General features: G+C 69.3%; 21 protein-coding genes. 13 read left to right on the top strand and 8 right to left on the bottom strand.

Going from position 1 to position 18,587, the window contains the following annotated elements; all coding sequences use genetic code 11:
• Positions 1 to 59: 59 nt before the first annotated feature.
• A complete protein-coding gene (locus tag ACILR4_RS22615) occupies positions 60 to 1,820 on the bottom strand; it encodes an aspartyl protease family protein (protein ID WP_395703144.1) in 1,761 nt (586 codons plus the stop codon).
• A gap of 178 nt (positions 1,821 to 1,998) precedes the next feature.
• On the opposite strand from ACILR4_RS22615, the gene ACILR4_RS22610 reads away from it, so the two are divergent.
• The gene (locus ACILR4_RS22610; protein ID WP_395703143.1) at positions 1,999 to 2,997 is read left to right on the top strand and encodes a hypothetical protein; all 999 of its coding nucleotides are present in this window, start codon (positions 1,999 to 2,001) and stop codon (positions 2,995 to 2,997) included.
• A 22-nt stretch (positions 2,998 to 3,019) separates the two neighbouring features.
• Here the strand turns inward: ACILR4_RS22610 and ACILR4_RS22605 are convergent, their stop codons facing one another.
• Positions 3,020 to 3,952, bottom strand: a complete 933-nt coding sequence (locus tag ACILR4_RS22605; RefSeq protein ID WP_395703142.1) for a LysR substrate-binding domain-containing protein — start codon at positions 3,950 to 3,952, stop codon at positions 3,020 to 3,022.
• Between the two features lie 87 nt (positions 3,953 to 4,039).
• Here ACILR4_RS22605 and ACILR4_RS22600 point away from each other — a divergent pair, with 87 nt between their 5' ends.
• Together ACILR4_RS22600 and ACILR4_RS22595 are read left to right on the top strand one after the other, a co-directional pair.
• Complete coding sequence (locus ACILR4_RS22600) at positions 4,040 to 4,852, top strand: class II aldolase/adducin family protein (protein ID WP_395703141.1); 813 nt, start codon at positions 4,040 to 4,042, stop codon at positions 4,850 to 4,852.
• Positions 4,853 to 4,869: 17 nt separating this feature from the next.
• Positions 4,870 to 6,183 (top strand): MFS transporter, encoded by a 1,314-nt coding sequence (locus tag ACILR4_RS22595; protein WP_395703140.1) that lies wholly within the window; start codon positions 4,870 to 4,872, stop codon positions 6,181 to 6,183.
• Between the two features lie 54 nt (positions 6,184 to 6,237).
• On the opposite strand, the gene ACILR4_RS22590 is transcribed toward ACILR4_RS22595, so the two are convergent.
• Positions 6,238 to 6,948, bottom strand: coding sequence for a hypothetical protein (locus tag ACILR4_RS22590; protein WP_395703139.1), 711 nt, complete (start codon positions 6,946 to 6,948; stop codon positions 6,238 to 6,240).
• Positions 6,949 to 7,077: 129 nt separating this feature from the next.
• Here ACILR4_RS22590 and ACILR4_RS22585 point away from each other — a divergent pair, with 129 nt between their 5' ends.
• Positions 7,078 to 8,550 carry a hypothetical protein gene (locus ACILR4_RS22585; RefSeq protein ID WP_395703138.1) on the top strand — a complete coding sequence of 491 codons (1,473 nt, stop codon included), beginning with the start codon at positions 7,078 to 7,080 and terminating at the stop codon, positions 8,548 to 8,550.
• 40 nt (positions 8,551 to 8,590) lie between these two features.
• Here the strand turns inward: ACILR4_RS22585 and ACILR4_RS22580 are convergent, their stop codons facing one another.
• Positions 8,591 to 9,550, bottom strand: coding sequence for a sugar kinase (locus ACILR4_RS22580; RefSeq protein ID WP_395703137.1), 960 nt, complete (start codon positions 9,548 to 9,550; stop codon positions 8,591 to 8,593).
• Positions 9,551 to 9,611: 61 nt separating this feature from the next.
• Between ACILR4_RS22580 and ACILR4_RS22575 the strand changes: the two genes are divergently transcribed.
• The 8 genes from ACILR4_RS22575 to ACILR4_RS22540 all read left to right on the top strand — a co-directional run bounded on the left by ACILR4_RS22575 (position 9,612) and on the right by ACILR4_RS22540 (position 15,330).
• Positions 9,612 to 10,424 carry an NAD-dependent epimerase/dehydratase family protein gene (locus tag ACILR4_RS22575; RefSeq protein WP_395703136.1) on the top strand — a complete coding sequence of 271 codons (813 nt, stop codon included), beginning with the start codon at positions 9,612 to 9,614 and terminating at the stop codon, positions 10,422 to 10,424.
• Between the two features lie 37 nt (positions 10,425 to 10,461).
• Positions 10,462 to 11,427, top strand: a complete 966-nt coding sequence (locus ACILR4_RS22570; protein WP_395703135.1) for a TRAP transporter substrate-binding protein — start codon at positions 10,462 to 10,464, stop codon at positions 11,425 to 11,427.
• 44 nt (positions 11,428 to 11,471) lie between these two features.
• Entirely contained in the window at positions 11,472 to 11,918 is a 447-nt protein-coding gene (locus ACILR4_RS22565; RefSeq protein ID WP_395703158.1) for a TRAP transporter small permease, read from the top strand.
• Positions 11,909 to 13,201 carry a TRAP transporter large permease gene (locus tag ACILR4_RS22560; RefSeq protein ID WP_395703134.1) on the top strand — a complete coding sequence of 431 codons (1,293 nt, stop codon included), beginning with the start codon at positions 11,909 to 11,911 and terminating at the stop codon, positions 13,199 to 13,201. Before ACILR4_RS22565 ends, ACILR4_RS22560 begins: the two co-directional genes overlap by 10 nt.
• A gap of 10 nt (positions 13,202 to 13,211) precedes the next feature.
• Positions 13,212 to 14,186 carry an SMP-30/gluconolactonase/LRE family protein gene (locus ACILR4_RS22555; RefSeq protein WP_395703133.1) on the top strand — a complete coding sequence of 325 codons (975 nt, stop codon included), beginning with the start codon at positions 13,212 to 13,214 and terminating at the stop codon, positions 14,184 to 14,186.
• 399 nt (positions 14,187 to 14,585) lie between these two features.
• Positions 14,586 to 14,729, top strand: coding sequence for a hypothetical protein (locus ACILR4_RS22550; protein WP_395703132.1), 144 nt, complete (start codon positions 14,586 to 14,588; stop codon positions 14,727 to 14,729).
• Positions 14,730 to 14,734: 5 nt separating this feature from the next.
• Positions 14,735 to 15,004 (top strand): translation initiation factor IF-1, encoded by a 270-nt coding sequence (gene infA / locus ACILR4_RS22545; RefSeq protein WP_395703131.1) that lies wholly within the window; start codon positions 14,735 to 14,737, stop codon positions 15,002 to 15,004.
• A gap of 116 nt (positions 15,005 to 15,120) precedes the next feature.
• The gene (locus ACILR4_RS22540; RefSeq protein ID WP_395703157.1) at positions 15,121 to 15,330 is read left to right on the top strand and encodes a cold-shock protein; all 210 of its coding nucleotides are present in this window, start codon (positions 15,121 to 15,123) and stop codon (positions 15,328 to 15,330) included.
• Positions 15,331 to 15,395: 65 nt separating this feature from the next.
• Here ACILR4_RS22540 and ACILR4_RS22535 read toward each other — a convergent pair whose 3' ends face one another.
• The 4 genes from ACILR4_RS22535 to ACILR4_RS22520 are packed head-to-tail and all read right to left on the bottom strand — an operon-like array spanning position 15,396 to position 17,946.
• On the bottom strand, positions 15,396 to 15,809 hold the full coding sequence (locus tag ACILR4_RS22535; protein WP_395703130.1) for a VOC family protein: 414 nt from the start codon (positions 15,807 to 15,809) through the stop codon (positions 15,396 to 15,398).
• Positions 15,810 to 15,846: 37 nt separating this feature from the next.
• Positions 15,847 to 16,305 carry a helix-turn-helix transcriptional regulator gene (locus tag ACILR4_RS22530; RefSeq protein ID WP_395703129.1) on the bottom strand — a complete coding sequence of 153 codons (459 nt, stop codon included), beginning with the start codon at positions 16,303 to 16,305 and terminating at the stop codon, positions 15,847 to 15,849.
• 19 nt (positions 16,306 to 16,324) lie between these two features.
• Positions 16,325 to 16,948 carry a glutathione S-transferase family protein gene (locus ACILR4_RS22525; protein WP_395703128.1) on the bottom strand — a complete coding sequence of 208 codons (624 nt, stop codon included), beginning with the start codon at positions 16,946 to 16,948 and terminating at the stop codon, positions 16,325 to 16,327.
• Positions 16,949 to 16,986: 38 nt separating this feature from the next.
• The gene (locus tag ACILR4_RS22520) at positions 16,987 to 17,946 is read right to left on the bottom strand and encodes a LysR family transcriptional regulator (RefSeq protein WP_395703127.1); all 960 of its coding nucleotides are present in this window, start codon (positions 17,944 to 17,946) and stop codon (positions 16,987 to 16,989) included.
• A 90-nt stretch (positions 17,947 to 18,036) separates the two neighbouring features.
• On the opposite strand from ACILR4_RS22520, the gene ACILR4_RS22515 reads away from it, so the two are divergent.
• On the top strand, positions 18,037 to 18,587 hold a 551-nt coding region (locus ACILR4_RS22515; protein ID WP_395703126.1), incomplete at its 3' end, for an SDR family NAD(P)-dependent oxidoreductase.

Here is an 18,587-nt window from a genome sequence, read left to right as displayed (position 1 = left end):
GGCCGCTCAGGGCAGCTCGAGACCGTAGCGCCGGGCGTCCGCCTCGATGCCGCGGCCGCTCAGGGCAGCTCGAGACCGTAGCGCCGGGCGTCCGCCTCGATGCCCGGCTGCCGCTGGCGGGCCGCGGCGATGTCGGCCAGGCCCGGTTCGCGCTCGTTCGCGGCCACGCGCGCCAGGCCGCGCCCCAGCAGCGTCCAGGCCGCGTCCGGCCGCAGCTTCAGCGCTTCGTCATAGTCCGCCCGTGCCTCCCGCCAGCGGCCCTGCCGCAGGTGCACCAGGCCGCGGCTGTCCAGGTAGGCGGGCTCGCCGGGCTTCTGCGCCAGGGCCTCGTTGCAGTCGGCGAGCGCCTGATCGAGCTCGGTGCCCAGCAGCGCGCGCGCCCAGCAGCGGCTGTTCAGGGCCTGGTGCAGGTCCACCTCGCGGCGGTGCGAGGCAATCCAGCGGTCGAGCTGCGCCACCACCTGCCGCGGCTCGTCCAGCACCTGGTACAGGCGCGCCATTTCGCGCCGCATATGGCCCTGGGGCGCCAAGGCCTCGTCCAGCAGCCGCAGGTCCTCGCGCGTGCGCTCGGTCTGTCGGCGCAGCAGGTTCATCCGCGCCCGGTCCAGTCGCGCCTCGTGGTCGGACGGGTCGAGCCGCAAGGCCTCTTCGAAGTCGGCCATCGCCTCGGCCGGCTGGCGCAGCAGCAGCCGCACAGTGCCACGCTGGCGGAAGTACGCGCCGGTGGCGGGGTCGAGTTCGCAGGCGCGGTTGAAGTCGGCCAGTGCACGCTCGTGCTCGCGCTGCGCGGCATAGGCCGAGCCGCGCCGGGCGAATGCGGCCGCATCCCGCGGCTCGGGCTCGTCGCCGCGCGGCTGCGCCGGCGTGGCGGCCTTGATCGTCAGGTCGAACACCGGGCCGCCCTGGTAGGTGAAGTACATCTTCTTCTGGCTCGTGGCGACGAAGATGCGGTGCGACAGGAAAAAGTCGATGCCGATCAGCATGTCGGCGTCGTCGAGGTCGAAGTCGGCGATGCGCACGCGGCTGTTCGCGATGCGCTCGTCGCCGATCTCGAAGCTGGCCATCGGCACCAGCCACGAGGGCAGCTCGCCGCGCCCGGCGCCATGCACCGGACCGGCCGGCACCAGGCGGCTCTCGTCGTCGAGCAGGCCAGCCTTCTTCGCCGCCGAGCGCGAGAGGATGGAGCTCGCCCCGGTGTCCAGCACGGCGACGATGGTGTGGTCGTTCACCTTGGCGCGCACCTTGATCGGCGGGAAACGGTCGCGCACGGAATGGCGCAGCTCGGCAATGGACACCGGCTGCTCGCCGGCCCAGTAGGCCATGCCGAGATCGCCGCAGTCGCCCTGCGGCACCATGATGCGGATGGCGCCATGGGCCAGGTCGTATTCCGCGTCAGCCCAGCTCAGCAGATTGCGCCCCAGCAGACCGATCGTGCCGGCGCCCGGCTCGTTGCCACCCACCAGGAACTCGATGTTCGGGATCTCGGCATTCTGGAAACCGAGCCGGGCCACATCGGCCACGCGGTAGTCGACGCGCCCCGTCAGTCCGTAGGCCCGCAGCCCGTTCGGCGCGCGGCGCGTGCGCAGTTGCAGCTGCTCGGCCGCGGCTTCGGTGATGGCGCTGAAGAACGCGCCGCTGTCGACGGTGAACGGCAGGTCGTTGCCATTGATCTTCAGCCTGGCCACCGCGCGCGTGCCGACCATCGAGACCGGGATCTCCAGCTGGCCGAGCTTGCAACCGGCCTGGGCGTCGAAAGGCATTGAGCCCAGCAGCACGACCAGCCACAGGACACAACGCGCGAAGTGAACGGAGCGGCTCATCGACAGGCGGACCTCCGGTCCGGCGGCAGCGGTGCCAGGATTGTCGAATGCGATCGCCGGCCCGGCTTGGGCAGGCGAGTGCACTTTTCCCACACCCACCCGAATGCGGGGCGGATGGCGCACCTGCAGGACAGCCCTGTTGCCCTACAGTCCTGCCACCCAAAGGGAGGGAACCTACATGTTGCGACCGCTGGCGGCCCTGTGTGCCGCGGGCAGCGCCGTGCTCGGCACGGGCTGCGCTTCCATCGTCAATGGCCAGAACCAGAGCCTTTCCGTGCAGGCCATCTCCGGCGGCAAGCCGGTGCAGGGGGCCAGCTGCACGCTGATGAACGACAAGGGCACCTGGTACCTGACGACACCCGGCTCGGCGGTGGTGCACCGCAGCTTCGCCGAGCTGTCGGTGAAGTGCGAGAAGACCGACTACGAGCCGGGCCTCAGTTCGGTGAAGTCGTCGACCAAGGCCATGGCCTTCGGCAACATCCTCTTCGGCGGCGTCATCGGGGCCACCATCGATGTGTCCAGCGGCGCGGCCTACGACTACCCGAACGAGATCAGCGTGGTGATGGCGGCGGTCGCCCCGGGCGCCGCTGGCGCTGCGGCCGCTGCCCAGCCGGCCGCGGCCCAGCCGGCAGCGGCAGCGGTGCAGGCCCCGCCGGCCAGCGGGCCGGCCGCCCAGGTGGCGCGATCGGAGTATCTGGTCTACCGCATCACCGACCGGCTGACCCAGCTGGAGCGGCGCGTCCGTGTTGCGGCCGGCAGCAAGATGCCCGCCGGCACCGGCGACATGGAGTTGCTGTCGCCGCCCGGCGGCTGGGTGCCCGCCGTGGCGGAGGCCGGCGCTTCCTGGAACGTGAAGTACGCGGCCAGGGATGCCAACCCCGGCAGCCAGGTCAGCCTCAGCGGCAAGGCCGGCATGCCCGGCGCGCTGCGCACCGCCGCTGGCGAGTTCGAGGCCGTGCCGATCACCTACAAGGGCTGGATCGACCGCGTGGCCAACAATGTCGTGGTGGCACAGCCAGCCGAATTCCGGGTGTGGATGGAGCCGCGCAGCCGGCGCGTGCTGCGCTTCGAATCGAGCGTCCCGTTCCGCAGCGCGGGACCGAACCAGGCGCGTGCGTCGGAGGAGCAGGTCGAGCTCGTCAAGCTCTCCGACGGCACGGACGACGAGACGCTCTGAGGCTGGCCCGCGCCGGCTGCGCTCAGCGCGCCGCCGGAACGGCCACCTCCCGCGCGAGCTGCTGCGCCAGCCACTCGCGGAAGGCCAGCAGCGCCGGGCCCTGGCGGTCGGCGCGGCGCCAGCACAGGAAGTGGGTCTCGCGCTCGATCTGGCGGAAGCCCGGGCCGTCCAGCAGCACCAGCTCGCCGCGGGCCAACTCGGCCTCGGCGAAGCGCGTGGTCTCCAGCGCCACGCCCACGCCGTCCACCGCCGCGGCAATCGCCAGCGAGCCGCGGTCGAATGACGGCCGCGCGGCGTCGGGCAGCCGCAGGCGGTTGAGCCGGCACCAGTCCGCCCAGTGCACCGGGTTCAGCTTCGATTCGATCAGCGGCAGGCGCAGCACCGCGGCCGGGCTCGGCTCGGCCGGCACCAGGCGCGGCGCGCACATCGGCACGGTGCGCTCCAGCCCCAGCGCCTCCACCTCGACGCCGGCGCGCTCCGGCGGCCGGCCGTAGGTGATGGCGACGTCGAGCGCGGCGTTCTGGCGCAGGTCGGGCGGCTCGGCATCGGACGTGAGCCGCGGCGTGATCGACGGATGCGCCTGCATGAAGGCCGCCAGCCGCGGGCTCAGCCACTTGGCCGCGAAGCTGGGCGCGCAGTGCACCGCCAGCTCGCGGCGCTGCGACGGTGCGCGCAGCGCGGCGCAGCTGTCGTGGATCAGGTCGAAAGCCTGGGTCAGGTCGCCCAGCAGGCGGCGACCCTCGTCGGTGAGTTCGACGCGGCGCGTCGTGCGCAGGAACAGCGGGCGGTCGAACCAGGCCTCCAGCGCGCGCACCTGGTGGCTGATGGCCGAGGGCGTGAGCTTCAGTTCCTCGGCCGCCGCCGCAAAGCTGCCCAGGCGCGCCGCCGCCTCGAAGGCGCGCAGGGCCGGGAGCGAAGGCAGGCGTCGCACGGCCGGACTATAGATGAATTCCATTCACCAATCGATGAATACACATCGTTTGTCGCCCGGGGCGCCAGCGACGATCCTTTGCCCGTCGTCAAAACCCCCAGGAGACATGTCATGCTTGACCGGACCCAGCGCATTTCCGTCTACCAGCCCGAGCAGGTGGGCCTGAAGTTCCCCGAGCTGCCGCAGTTCAAGACCGCGGCCGAGGAGCGCCAGCACCGCAAGGAGCGCCTGGTCGCGGCCTGCCGCGCCTTCGCGCAGCAGGGCTACGACTACGGCTTCGCCGGCCACCTGACGGTGCGCGACCCCGAGCGGCCGGAGTTGTACTGGACCAACCCGATGTGCGTGCACTTCTCGCAGGTGAAGGTGTCGAACCTGATCCTGGTGGACCACGAGGGCCAGGTGCGCGAAGGCGACTACGCGGTCAACCGCGCCGGCTTCGTGCTGCATGCCGCGGTGCACGAGGCGCATCCGGACATCGTCGCGATGTGCCATGCGCACACGGTGTACGGCACCGCGTTCGCCGCGCTGGGCAAGAAGCTGGAGCCGATCACGCAGGACGCGGCCGCGTTCTACGAAGACCATGTGGTGATCGGCGACGAGGCCGGCCAGGTGGCGGTGGAGGTGAAGGGCGGCAACCGCGTGGCCGCCGCCTTCCAGGGCGTGAAGGCCGCCATCCACCAGAACCATGGCCTGCTGACGGCCAGCCGCCACAGCATCGACTCGGCCGCGTTCTGGTTCATCGCGCTCGAGCGCTGCTGCCAGCAGCAGCTGATGATCGACGCCACCGGCATCACGCCGAAGCTGGTGTCGCCGGAGCGTTCGCGCTACAGCCGCGAGCACGTGGGCAGCGACTACATCGGCTGGCTGCACTTCCAGACGATCTACGAGCAGCTGGCACAGACGCAGCCGGACATGTTCCGCTGATCCGGAAGGGCACACGCGTGAGCACCACCTACTCCCCCGCGGCGGCCCTGCCGGCCGCCGCCACCAGCGCCGAGGACGCGGCCTATGCCCGCGTCACCTGGCGTTTGCTGCCCCTGCTGTTCATCTGTTATGTCGCGGCCTACCTCGACCGGGTGAACGTCGGCTTCGCGAAGCTGCAGATGCTCAACGAGCTGCACTTCAGCGAAGCGATCTACGGCCTGGGCGCCGGCATCTTCTTCATCGGCTACTTCCTGTTCGAGGTGCCCAGCAACCTGCTGCTGCACCGCGTGGGCGCCCGCAAGTGGATCGCCCGCATCATGATCAGCTGGGGCCTGATTTCCGGCTGCATGATGTTCGTGCAGACGCCGACCTCGTTCTATGTCCTGCGCTTCCTGCTCGGCCTGGCCGAGGCCGGCTTCTTCCCCGGCATCATCCTGTACCTGACCTACTGGTACCCGGCCGCGCGACGCTCGAAGGTGACCTCGCTGTTCATGACCGGCATCCCGATGGCTGGGGTGATCGGCGGGCCGCTGTCGGGCTGGATCCTGGGCTCGTTCGACGGCATGAACGGCCTCTCGGGCTGGAAGTGGCTGTTCCTGATCGAGGCGCTGCCGTCGATCGCGCTGGGCATCGTGCTGCTGCTGTACCTGGACGACCGCATCGCCGACGCGAAGTGGCTGAGCACCGAGGACAAGCAGCGCCTGCAGCGCAACATCGACAACGACCATGCGCATGTCGAAGACCACACCGCGGCCGGCGGCTTCCGCAACCGCAAGGTGTGGGTGCTGGCCGCGGCCTACTTCGGCTTCATCATGGGCCTGTACGGCATCGGCTTCTGGCTGCCGACGCTGGTGAAGGCCTCGGGTGTGTCGAACGCGGCCACCATCGGCTGGCTCACCGCGGTGCCCTATGCGGCCGCGGTGGTGGCGATGATCTTCACCAGCCGCAGCTCGGACCAGCGGCGTGAGCGGCGCTGGCACATCGCGCTGCCGGCCCTGCTGGGCGCCGCCGGCCTGACCCTGAGCACGCTGGTGCCGCAGACGCCGGCCTGGGCCCTGCTGACGCTGACGGTGGCGACGATGGGCATCCTCACCGGCCTGGCGCAGTTCTGGTGCCTGCCGCCGGCCTTCCTGCGCGGCGCCGCGGCGGCCGCCGGCATCGCGCTGATCAACTCGGTGGGCAACCTGGCCGGCTTCGTCAGCCCGTTCATCGTCGGCTGGATCAAGGACACCACCGGCAGCCCCAGCGTCGGGCTCTACGCCATCGCGGTCAGCCTGGTGGTGGGCGCAACGATCGTGCTGTCGCTTTCCAAGGGGTCGGTGAACCGCTGAACCGCCGGATCGCTGACACGCAAAAGGGGCGGCCAGGGGGTCGCCCCGTGCGTTTCAGCGGCGCAGGTCGTAGCTCAGCTCGTACGTCGCGCTGCCTTCGGCGCTGTGCTGGGAGATCCGGTAGCTGCGCGCGCCGCCCGGCAGCTGCGCCTGCACCTCGGCCAGCAGCAGCGTCATGCGGCCGAGGTGGTCGGACCCGTGGCCGCCGGCATCCTCCTCCCACAGGTCGACGAAGACATTGCGGTGGAAGCGGCGCCGAATGCCCAGGGCCTCGCGCCGGTCGCCGGTGCGCATGCGCGTCGGCTCCAGCACGGTCTCGCCGTTGATCTTCAGGAACACGTGGTCGTGCGCCTGTTGTGCGTCGACGCAGTGCAGGCCCAGGATCTCGATCTCGTAGTCCAGCGGGCGCGCGTGACCGCTGGTGGCCTCGAAGGTGACGACGTAGTGGGCCTGGCGCCGGTGGATGTCCTGCGTCCACTCGCCCATGTTGATCCAGGCGCGGTCGACGCGGAAGCTGCCCAGCGGGTCGTTGCGCCCGACGTTGTCCTGCTCCCAGACCTGCACCTCTGCATGGGTCTCGAACTCGATCGCGCGGTCCAGCAGGATGCTGGTGCCGTCGTGCATGCGCCGCGCGTCGGTGGTGTCGATGCTCGGGTGCAGGCCGCCGTCGCTGCCGCGCACCTCGGCGGCGGTGCGCACGTAGGCCTGGTCGTGGGTCTGCTGCGTACGCACGCAGGTCAGGGTCAGCAAGTGCAGGGTGGGCATCGCAATCTCCGGCAGGGTCGCGGCAGGTCAATCCAGCCGTGACTGTCGGCTCACCCCCGCGCGGGGCGTTGAGCGTGCGCAAGGGTCGGCCGCAACGGCACGGGAACATCGCAGGCCAGGAGGTGCCCCGTGTCGACTGCCCGCGCTGTTGCCGCTCTGGCCCTGGTCGTGCGCTGGGCCTGCGCGTGGAGCCTGTCGATCGCGCTGGTGCCGGCGCTGGCGGCCGAATGCGCGCAGATCACGAGTTGGAGCAACCAGGACGCGACCTACTTCCCGGTCGAACGCAGCACGCGCATCGAGCGCAACAACACGCCGGGGCCGTACTACTTCGACCTCGACAACGTGCAGGAGAAGTCGTTGCTGGCCACCTACTTCCTGCTGGTGGCCTCGCCGGCGAAGACCGCGGACCAGCGCTTCGCCAACGCGGTCTCCGTGACGGTGATGTCGTTCGGCAGCCAGTCCGACGCGACCACGATGTTCCAGCGCGAGGTCGCCAACTTCAACAACATCAATCCCTACCGCTGGAACTACAAGGTGCTGGGCGCTGCCGAAGGGCAGCAGATGATCTACTACGACGACACGCCCGGCGAGCAGGACATCCACTACCTCGCGCCCTGGCACAACACCATCATCCAGATCACGCTGAAGAGCGCCTCGAGCAGCGAGGACATGCTGTCGACGGGTGTCACCCGCCTGGCCGAGCGCATCGCGCAGGCACATGCGCTGGTGAACGACAAGTGCCACATCAACAACCTGCCGTCGATCGGGCTGGTGAGCATGGCGCCCGGGCTGCCGACCAGCGCGTTCCAGTCCACCATGGCCAACGGCGAGCTGGTCTTCAGCGCCCAGGACCTCGACGGTTCGGCCCAGATCGACTGGAGCACCTTCCGCCTGTTCGTGGCCGGCGTCGACAAGACCGCGCATGCGTTGACGGTGCTGAACCGGCTGGCGGAGGCCGGCCGCGTCGACTACAGCGAATACCCGCCGAACCAGGTCGTCTACCGCTTGCGACTGGATCGCTACAAGCTGATGGGCGAGCACAACTTCTTCAACATCCCGTGGAACGGCACGTGGCCGGTGGACCTGAAGCTGTGCGACCGCAAGGGCGGCTGCAGCACCACGCACTACCAGCTGGACTTCGGGCCGTACATCGACATCTCGGCCTTCGAGGACCTGCGCTGCAAGCCCCCGGGTGACGACCCGCGCACGCGGCTGAAGCTCAGCCTGGGCAACAACGGCTGGTCGGCCAGGGCCAACATCTACGTCGCGCTGGGGCCCAACGAGTCCTGGAAGACCTGGCTCAGCGCGTACTGGACGCTCTCGCTGGTGGAGCCGATCACGCAGAACGTGCTGCAGTGGTTCGGCGATGGCTTTGGCATCGTGCCGGTGTTCGTCACCGCCCCGATCGACCTGCCCAGCGCGCTGACGGTGCCCGACCACGACGAGCTCGAGATCTTCGTCAGCACCTTGGCCAACATGCGCGGGGCCCCGCCGGCCTCGCTGCCGTCCGGCCCCTACACGCTGGCCACCGGGGCCATCGACCTGGACCAGGGCTCGCTGGCGGTGCACACGCAGCAGGTCAGGCTGTGCGCGTCGCGCTGATCACGCCGCTGCGGCCCTTCGGGCCCGGTCGCCAAAGGGATCAGGTCGGCGGCTGCAGCAGCAGGTCCTGCATTGCCGGGCGCTCGATCAGGGCACCCGGATGCTGGATCACGCGCGCGGCCAGCCGGTTGCCGAAGGCCGCGGCCTCGGCGCTGCTCGCGCCCAGCAGCCGCCGCGCAAGGTAGCCGGCCGCGAAGGAGTCGCCGGCCGCGGTGGTGTCAACCACGCGCGGCACGGGCTCGGTGGCCACGCGCTGCCAGGCGCCGCCGGGCCCGCTGCGCAGCAGCGTCGGCTCGGCACCGCGTTTGACCACCAGCTCGGGCGTCGGCAAGGCCTGCGCCGCGGCGATGGCGGCATCGGTCGTCGGCAGCTGGTGCAGCGCCTGGTGGTCGTCGGCCGTCACCAGCGCCAGGCTGGCCAGCTCGAAGGCGCGGGCATAGGCCGCGCGCGCCTGCGTCGGGTCGGGCCACAGCCGGGGACGATAGTTGTTATCGAAGACCACCTGCGCACCGCGTGCGCGCAGCGCCTGCGCCAGCGCCAGCAGCCGCGCGCGGCCTTCGGGCGGCAGGATGGCCAGGCTGATGCCACTGAAGTACAGCGCGTCCAGCTCGCCGAGGGCGGCCTCCAGCGGTGTGTCGCCGGGCGCGGTGTCGAAGTAGGCCTTGGCCGCGCTGGTGTCGCGCCAGTAGCTGAAGCGGCGTTCGCCGTGATCGTCCACCTCGATCAGGTACAGCCCCGGCATGCGGCCGGCAATGCGCCGCACCAGCCGCGTGCCCACGCCTTCGGCCTGCCAGCGCTGCAGCAGCCCGTCGCTGAAGGGGTCCTCGCCCAGGCCGGTGGCGTACTGCACCTCGAGCCCACGGCCAGCGGCCACGCGGGCCAGGTACACCGCGGTGTTCAAGGTGTCGCCGCCGAAGGTCTGGCGCATCGTGCCGAAGGCCTGGCCTTGCAGCTCGAGCATGCATTCGCCGAACAGCGCCACGCGCAACGCAGCAGTCATGGAATCCCCTAGGAGGTTCTGGAACAGTGTTTCGATATTCTATAAATACCGTTGCATCACCATGAACTTTCCCATTCGACGCCTCTTGCTCACCGGTGCCGCCGGCGGCCTGGGCCGCGTGCTGCGGCCGCGGCTGAAGCGCCATTGCCACACGCTGCGCCTGTCCGACCGTGCCGAGCTGGGCACGGCGGCCGAAGGCGAGGAACTGTGCCCCGCCGCGCTGGAGGACAAGCGCGCGATCGACGCGCTGCTGCAGGGCGTGGACGCGGTGGTGCACCTGGGCGGCGTGTCGGTGGAAGCGGCGTGGGAGCCGATCCAGGCCGCCAACATCACCGGCGTGTTCAACCTCTATGAAGCGGCGCGCCACCACGGCGTGCGGCGCATCGTGTTCGCCAGCTCGAACCATGTCACCGGCTTCTACCGCCAGGACGAGGTGATCGACGCGCTGGCGCCGCCCAAGCCGGACACGCTGTACGGCGTCAGCAAGGCCTTCGGCGAGAACCTCTCGCGCATGTACTTCGAGCGTCATGGCATCGAGACCGTGTGCCTGCGCATCGGCAGCGCCACGCCGAAGCCCGAGACGCGCCGCATGCTGGCCACCTGGCTCAGCCATGACGACCTGGAGCGGCTGGTCCTGGCCGCGCTGACCGCGCCGGTGGTGAGCCACGCCATCGTCTTCGGCATGAGCGCCAACGGCACCCGCTTCTGGGACAACCGCCTGGCCGCTCACATCGGCTACCAGCCGAAGGACAGCTCGGAGCCCTGGCGCGCCGAGCTGGAGGCGCGCGAACCGATGCCCGACCCGCAGGACATCAACACCCGCTACCAGGGCGGCGTGTTCGTCACGCTCGGGCCCTACGACACGTTTGATTGACACGCTTGATTGATCCGCCCCCGGACAAGGAGATCCCATGACCCTGTTGAAGCATTCGCTCGTCGCGCTGGCCGCGCTGGCCGCCTTCGGCGTGCGCGCCACCGAATTCCGCTCGGCCGACGTGCACAACGCCGACGACTACCCCACCGTGGCCGCGGTCAAGTACATGAGCGAGCTGCTGGCCAAGTCCAGCGGCGGCAAGCACAAGATCAAGGTCTTCAACAAGGGCGCGCTGGGTTCGGAGAAGGAGACGATCGACCAGGTCAAGATCGGCGCGCTGGACCTCACGCGGGTCAACATCAGCCCGATGAACGCGATCTGCGCCAAGACCCAGGTGCCGACGATGCCCTTCCTGTTCCGCTCGATCGAGCACATGCGCCACACGCTCGACGGCCCGGTGGGCGAGGAAATCCTGAAGAGCTGCGAGGACCAGGGCTTCATCGGCCTGGCCTTCTACGATTCCGGCGCGCGCTCGATCTACGGCCACAAGCCGGTGAAGACGGTGGCCGATGCCAAGGGCATGAAGATCCGCGTGCAGCAGAGCGACCTGTGGGTGGCGCTGATCAGCGCGATGGGTGCGAACGCCACGCCGATGCCCATCGGCGAGGTGTACACGGGCCTGAAGACCAAGCTGATCGACGCGGCCGAGAACAACATTCCCAGCTACGAAGGCTTCAAGCATTTCGAGGCGGTGAAGTTCTACTCGAAGACCGAGCACTCGATGGCGCCCGAGATGCTGCTGATGAGCAAGCTGGTGTGGGACAAGCTGCCCAAGGCCGAGCAGGACATGATCCGCGCCGCGGCCAAGGCCTCGGTGGCCTTCGAGCGCCAGAAGTGGGACGAGCAGGAAGCCAAGTCACTGGCCGCGGTGAAGGCCGGCGGCGCCGAGATCGTCGAGGTCGACAAGAAGAGCTTCCAGGCGGTGATGGGCCCGGTCTACGACAAGTTCATGACCACGCCGGACCTGAAACGCCTGGTGAAGGCCGTCCAGGACACGCCGTGAGCGGCTTCACCCGCTTCTGCGCGGCCACGTCCAAGGCCGCGCTGATGCTGGCCGTCGTCGGATTGATCGCGCTGATCCTGTGCGTGCAGTTCCAGGTGGTGGGTCGCTACATCTTCAACGACACCCCCACCTGGGCCGAGGCGCTGGCGCTGCTGCTGGTGCTGTACGTCACTGCGCTGGGCGTGGCGGTGGGCGTGCGCGATGCGGGCCACATCGGGCTGGAATCGATCATCTCGCTGCTGCCTGAACGCTGGCGCTTGAAGCTCGAGCTGCTGATCCATGCGCTGGTGGCGCTGTTCGGCGCGCTGATGCTGCAGTCCGGCTGGCTCTGGGCCACGCTGAAATGGGGCGAGAAGAAGCCCATGCTCGGCGTGCCCGAAGGCATGGACTACGTGCCGCTGGTGATCGCCGGCGCGCTGATCGTGCTGTTCTCGATCGAACACATGCTGGCGCTGCTGCGCGGCACCACCGTGGAACCCGCATGGAACTGACCGTGCTGTGCGTGAGCTTCACGCTGCTGCTGCTGCTGGGCGTGCCGGTGGCGTTCTCGATCGGGCTGGCCTCGGTGGCCACCATCCTCGCAGCCGGGCTGCCGGTGGCCATCGTGTTCCAGAAGATGGTCGGCGGCATGCAGGTGTTCAGCTTCCTGGCGATCCCGTTCTTCGTGTTCGCCGGCGAGCTGATGCTGTACGGCGGCATTGCCGACCGCATCGTCAAGTTCGCCAACAGCCTGGTGGGCCATGTGCGCGGCGGGCTGGGCATGAGCAACGTGATCGGCTGCACCCTGTTCGGCGGCGTGGCCGGCTCGCCGCTGGCCGATGTGTCGGCGATGGGCTCGGTGATGATCCCGCTGATGAAGAAGGAGGGCTATCACGCGGATTACGCGGTGAACGTCACCACGCATGCGGCGCTGGTCGGCGCGCTGATGCCCACTTCGCACAACCTGATCATCTTCACGCTGGCCACCGCGGGCATCGCCTCGGTCAGCGTGTTCAACCTGATCCTCGCGGGCATCATCCCGGCGCTGATCCTCACGCTGTGCAACCTGGCCGCGGCCTACGGCGTGGCGGTCAAGCGCGGCTACCCGACGCACGGCGCCTTCCCCGGCTGGGCCGTGGTGCTGGCCACTTTCGTCGCCGCGCTGCCGGGCCTGCTGGTGGTGGTGATCATCCTGTCCGGCATCCTTTCGGGCGTGTTCACCGCCACCGAATCGGCCGCCACCGCGGTGTTCTGGGCGCTGCTGATCACCGTCTTCGTCTACCGCACGCTCAGCTGGAAGAACTTCCTGAAGGCCTGCGCCAAGGCCTGCAAGACCACCGGCGTGGTGCTGCTGCTGATCGGCATCTCCTCGGCCTTCGGCTACTTCATGGCGCTGTACGAGGTGCCGCAGAAGACCGGCGAGCTGATGCAGGCGGTGTCCAGCCAGCCCTGGGTGATCTTCCTGATGGTGAACGTGCTGCTGTTCATCCTGGGCACCTTCCTGGACATGGCGGCCACCATCCTGATCTGCACACCGATCTTCCTGCCGATCTGCCAGCACTTCGGCATGGACCCGACGCAGTTCGGCATCATGATGCTGATCAACTGCGCACTGGGCCTGAACACGCCACCGGTGGGTACCACGCAGTTCGTCGGCTGCGCGATCGGCGAGATCTCGGTGGGCGAGGTGATGCGCTCGATCCTGCCGTTCTACGGCGCGCTGACGCTGACGATGATGCTGGTGACCTACGTGCCCGCGTTCTCGCTGTGGCTGCCCTCGCTGATGACCAAGTAAGCTGCCGGCGATGAACCTGCCCGAAGGCCCGCGCATCCCGTTCCAGCCCGCCGCACGCTATCCCGACCCCGCTTTCCGCGTGCTCGATGCGCGCGGCCGGGCATTGCGCCTGTTCAGCAGCAGCGTGCAGCAGCTGGCCAGCGGCTGCCACTGGGCCGAAGGGCCGGTGTGGTTCGGCGATGGCCGCTTCCTGCTGTGGAGCGACATCCCGAACAACCGCATCCTGCGCTGGGACGACTGCTCGGGCGCCGTCAGCGTCTTCCGCCAGCCGTCCAACCACGCCAACGGCCATGCGCGCGACCCCCAGGGCCGGCTGGTCAGCTGCGAGCACCTGACGCGCCGCGTGACCCGGACCGAGTACGACGGCAGCCTCACCGTGCTGGCCGACCGCTTCGACGGCAAGCGCCTGAACTCGCCGAACGACATCACCTGCCAGCGCGACGGCAGCATCTGGTTCACCGACCCCAGCTTCGGCATCCACGGCTGGTGGGAAGGCGAGCCTGCGCCGCAGGAGCTGCCGCACGGCGTCTACCGCATCGACGGCAGCACCGGCCGCGTCGATTGCGTGCTAGCGGACCTCGACGCACCGAACGGCCTGGCGTTTTCGCCCGACGAATCCGTGCTGTACGTGGTGGAAAGCCGCGCCACGCCGCACCGCCTGGTCTGGGCCTACGACGTGCAAGGCGCGAAGCTCGCGAACAAGCGCCTGCAGCTCGATGCCGCCGGCCCCGGCGCCTTCGACGGCATCGCGGTCGATGCCGGGGGCCGGATCTGGGCCGGCTTCGGCGTCGACGGCTCGCCGCAGGCCGACCCCACGGACCTGGACGGCGTGCGCGTGTTCGACCGCGACGGCACCCCCATCGCCCACATCCACCTGCCCGAGCGCTGCGCCAACCTGTGCTTCGGCGGCCCGAAGCGCAACCGCCTGTTCATGGCCGCCAGCCACTCGCTTTACGCGCTGTACGTCAACGCGCAGGGCATCTGAGCACATCGACACGAGCACGCCGGCCGCTTCTCGGGTACACTGCGGTCTGCGCGTGAGTGATATGGCCGCCCCCAACGGTGCATCCCCACGCCGAGATCCCTGATGATCTCCTTCCTTTGCCAGACCTCCTGATTGCTGCGGCAGTCCTCTAGTTCTGGTTGCCGCTGGCTCGCGGCGAGTGACCCTGCGAGCCCGTTGCCGGACAGAGTTCATGCCCGCTGCGCCGTCCGCGCAGCATCACCAGTCAGACCCGGCCGCCTCGTTGCGGGGCCGGCCACGCAAGGAACCTTCATTCAAACTGCCCTCCAAATCGGGAAGTACCTCGTTTCTCCCCTCACCCGCCGCGATGCTGGCGGGCGCTACATGGCTTCCGTCTCGATCCGCAGCGGTCGGGGAAGCATGACGCACGACCGCGTGATGCGCTTCGTGCCCGAATTCGATTCGCAGGACCAGGCCGCGCGCTTCGCGGTCGAGCAGGCGCTCGCCTGGATCGGCCAGCCCGCGCCTGCCGCTGCCACCCCTTCTTTCATCACCCTGGAGTAAATCGCATGGCCAAGGAAGAGCTCATCGAGATGCACGGCGTCGTCAACGAGATCCTGCCGGACTCACGCTTCCGCGTCACGCTGGACAACGGGCACATGCTGATTGCCTACACCGGCGGCAAGATGCGCAAGCACCACATCCGCATCCTGGCCGGCGACAACGTGTCGCTCGAGCTGTCGCCCTACGACCTGACCAAGGGGCGCATCACCTTCCGGCACCTCGAGCGGCGTGGCCCGCCGCCGAGCGGCGCCGGAGCGAGAGCGCCGCGCCGATGATCCACGCAGCGCTCATCACCCCTCACCCCGAATTCAGCCTTCATGTCCGAAGGCTGCTGACCCGCACCGGCACGAGCTGGGGCATTTTTTCAACGCATCCAGCAAGGATTGACGATATGACGACCGAAACCGGAACCGTGAAGTGGTTCAACGAAAGCAAGGGCTTTGGCTTCATCGCCCCCGACAACGGTGGCAAGGACCTGTTTGCCCACTTCAAGGAAATCCAGGGCACGGGCTTCAAGACGCTGAACGAAAACCAGCGCGTGGAGTTCGAAGTGACCCAAGGCCAGAAGGGCCCGCAGGCCTCGCGCATCCGCGCGATCTGACGCGACCGGAGGCGTTTGCCTCCGACGCCCGACAAGAAAGCGGCTTCGGCCGCTTTTTTTTCGGGCTAGCGCTTCTGCTGCTGGATGCGAATCATGTTGCCGGCCGGGTCGCGCACGGCGCAGTCGCGCACACCGTAAGGCTGGTCCGTCGGCTCCTGCACGATGTCGGCCTCATGGGCCTGGAGGCGGTCGAAGGTGCCATCGACGTCGGGCGTGGCCAGCAGCAGCAGTGCGAAGGTGCCCTTGGCCATCATCTCGGCAATGGTGCGGCGCTCGTCCTCGGTGATGCCCGGCGTCGAGCCGGGCGGGTACAGCACGATCGAGGTGCCGGGCTGGCCCACCGGGCCAACGGTGATCCAGCGCATGCCGCCGTAGGCAACGTCGTTGCGCACCTCGAAACCGAGCAGGTCGCGGTAGAAGCCCAGCGAGGCCTCTGCATCGTTGTGCGGCAGGAACGAGGCATGGATGGTGATGTTCATGGCAGTCAATCTCCGCGTGGGGTGAAGTTCATGGTCCTCACTCTAGGTCGGGCTCCCGGGTCGGCGCTTCTCGATTCCTGATCGGTCGCGTCACCTGCTTCGCCAGGCAGGGCGGCACCCCCGCCATGCCGTCGACCGCCTGGCCAGCGGCCTGGCGCCGGTAGGCGCCGGGCGAGAGGCCGACCAGTTCACTGAAGCGCGTGCAGAACGTGCCCAGTGACTGGCACCCCACCTCGAAGCAAACAGCGGTGACGCTCAGGTCGCCGCGGCGCAGCAGCGCCATCGCACGCTCGATGCGACGCGTCATCAGGTAGCTGTACGGTGTTTCGCCATAGGCCAGCCGGAACTGACGGCTCAGATGGCCGGCCGACATGTGCACGCCGCGCGCCAGCGCCTCCAGGTCCAGCGGCTGCGCAAAGTCGCGGTCGATGCGGTCGCGCACGCGGCGCAGCCGTGCCAGGTCGCGCAGGCGGGTGGTCTCGTCGTTGACGCTCATGCCCGCCCGCCGGCCTTGCTCAGGGCTGCCCGTTGTCGCCGTGCAGGCGGAAGCCCGGACGTTCGCGCAGCCGCGCGTAGTAGGCCTCGACCGCGGGCAGCGCAGGGCGCTCGATCGGCGTGGCGAACCAGCGGTGCGTGGACAGGCCGAGCACGATGTCGGCCAGCGTGAACTGCGGCCCTGCCGCGAAGGCCTGCGTGCGGGCCAGTTGCGCGTCCAGCAGCGCCATCCTGTCGTTCCACTGCGCCGCGCTGGCCTGCGCCGCCGCCGGGTCGGCGAAGGCCGGGCTCTGCCGCACGAGGTGCATGAAGGCATGACGCCAGGCGCTGTTCAGTTCGGTGGCCTGCCAGTCCATCCACTGCTCGACCCGCGCGCGCTCGCGCGGCGCCGCCGGCAGCAGGTCCAGCCGCCCCTGCTGCGCCGCCAGGTAGCGGCAGATGGTGTTCGATTCCCACAGCACGAAGTCGCCGTCGACGATCACCGGCACCAGGCCGTTCGGGTTCAGCGCCCGGAACGCCGGCGTGTCGGTGGACCGGAAGCCGCTGCCCCAGGCCTCGTGTTCGTGCGGCAGATCGAGCTCGGCACACAGCCACAGCACCTTGCGCACGTTGATCGACGACGGCTTGCCCAGAACCTTCAACATGCCCACCCTCCTGTCCAGCCCTGAAGTCTGCCTGTCCTTCACGCCGCGCGGCGCCGCCGGGGCTTCACCGGGCATTCGGCGCACTGGCGACAGACGGGGCCGGCTTCGGTCAGGCGGGCCAGTTCGCGCGGCACCGCATCGCCCAGCCACTGCATCAACGTCCGCACACGGGCATTGCCGCGCACGTCCGGATGGTGCAGCAGCCACAAGCCCATCACCGGCCCTTCGATCGGCGGCGTGATGCGCAGCAGCTTCGGCTCCTGCGCGGCCGCGAACATCGGCAGTGCCACCGCGCCGATGCCGGCCGCCGCGGCCTTCAGCATCGCCGGCAGCGAATCCGCGCGCAGCCGCGGCTGCACGTCGGGCAGGGCCTGGCGCCACCAGTGCGCGATCGCGGTGTAGGCAATGCGTTCGTCGAAGCCGACCCAGGGCAGTTCCTGCAGCAGCGGCGCGCGGCGCGCGGGCAGCAGCGCGCGCGCCGCATAGATCGCGTAGCGCAGTTCGCCGACGCGGCGGCCCACCATCGATTCGGGCGGCTGCTCGGTGGCGCGCAGCGCGAGGTCGGCCTCGCGCCGCGTCAGGTCGACCGCGCGGTTGGACACGTCGGCCTCGATCTCGATGCCGGGATGCTCGGCCAGGAACTGCTGCAGCAGCGGCGGCAGCAGGTAGCCGGCCAGCATTTCGCTGGTGGCGATGCGGATCACGCCCTGCAGTCGCGCGTCGGCACCGCTGATCTCGCGCTCGGCCATCAGCGCGGCCGCCTCCATCTCGGCGGCGGCGCGGGCCACCGCCTCACCCTGCGCATTGGCGCTCCACCCGGTGCGCGCGCGGTCGAACAGCCGTGCGCCCAGCCGCGCCTCGGCCTCCTCGATGCGGCGGAACACGGTGGAATGCTGCAGGTCCAGTTCGCGCGCAGCGCCGGCCAGGCTGCCCGAGCGCGCCACCGCCAGCACCGTGCGCAGGTCGTTCCAGTCCAGCAGGCCTGTGCGTGTGTGCAAATTCTTCTTGCCCACTTTCGGAATTTCCTTGTGCAGATCGACAGCCTATCGTAGCGCCATCGACACACCCCGCTCCCGAAAGGACACGACATGAATCGCTTCGAAGGCAAGACCCTGCTCGTCACCGGCGGCACCAGCGGCATCGGCCTGGCCACCGCCCGCCGCCTGGTGGACGAAGGGGCGCGCGTGGTCGTCACCGGCTCGCGGCCGGCCTCGCTGGACGCCGCCCGCGCCGTGCTGGGCGACCAGGCGCACTACCTGCTGAATGACGCGGCCGACCCCAAGGCCGCCTCTGCGCTGGCCGCCGCGGTGAAGGCCGTGTCGCCGCGGCTGGACGGCGTGTTCTTCAACGCCGGCTTCGGCCGCTTCCATGCGCTGGCCGAAGTCTCGGCCGCCGAGTTCGACGCCCACTTCGCCGCCAACGTGCGCGGCCCGCTGCTGCAGGCCCAGGCGCTGTCACCGTTGCTGGCCGACGGCAGCGCGATCGTGCTGAACACCTCGGTGGCGCACGAGAAGGGCTTCGCGACGATGGCGATCTACTCCGGCACCAAGGGCGCGCTGCGCACGATGACGCGGGTGCTGGCGCGCGAGCTGGCGCCGCGGCGCATCCGCGTCAATGCGGTCAGCCCGGGGCCGATCGA

The sequence above is a fragment of the Aquabacterium sp. genome (assembly GCF_044226965.1).
GTDB lineage: Bacteria > Pseudomonadota > Gammaproteobacteria > Burkholderiales > Burkholderiaceae_C > Pseudaquabacterium.
The sequence above is the reverse complement of the archived record's forward strand: the minus strand, read 5'-3'. Positions and strand labels throughout refer to the sequence as shown.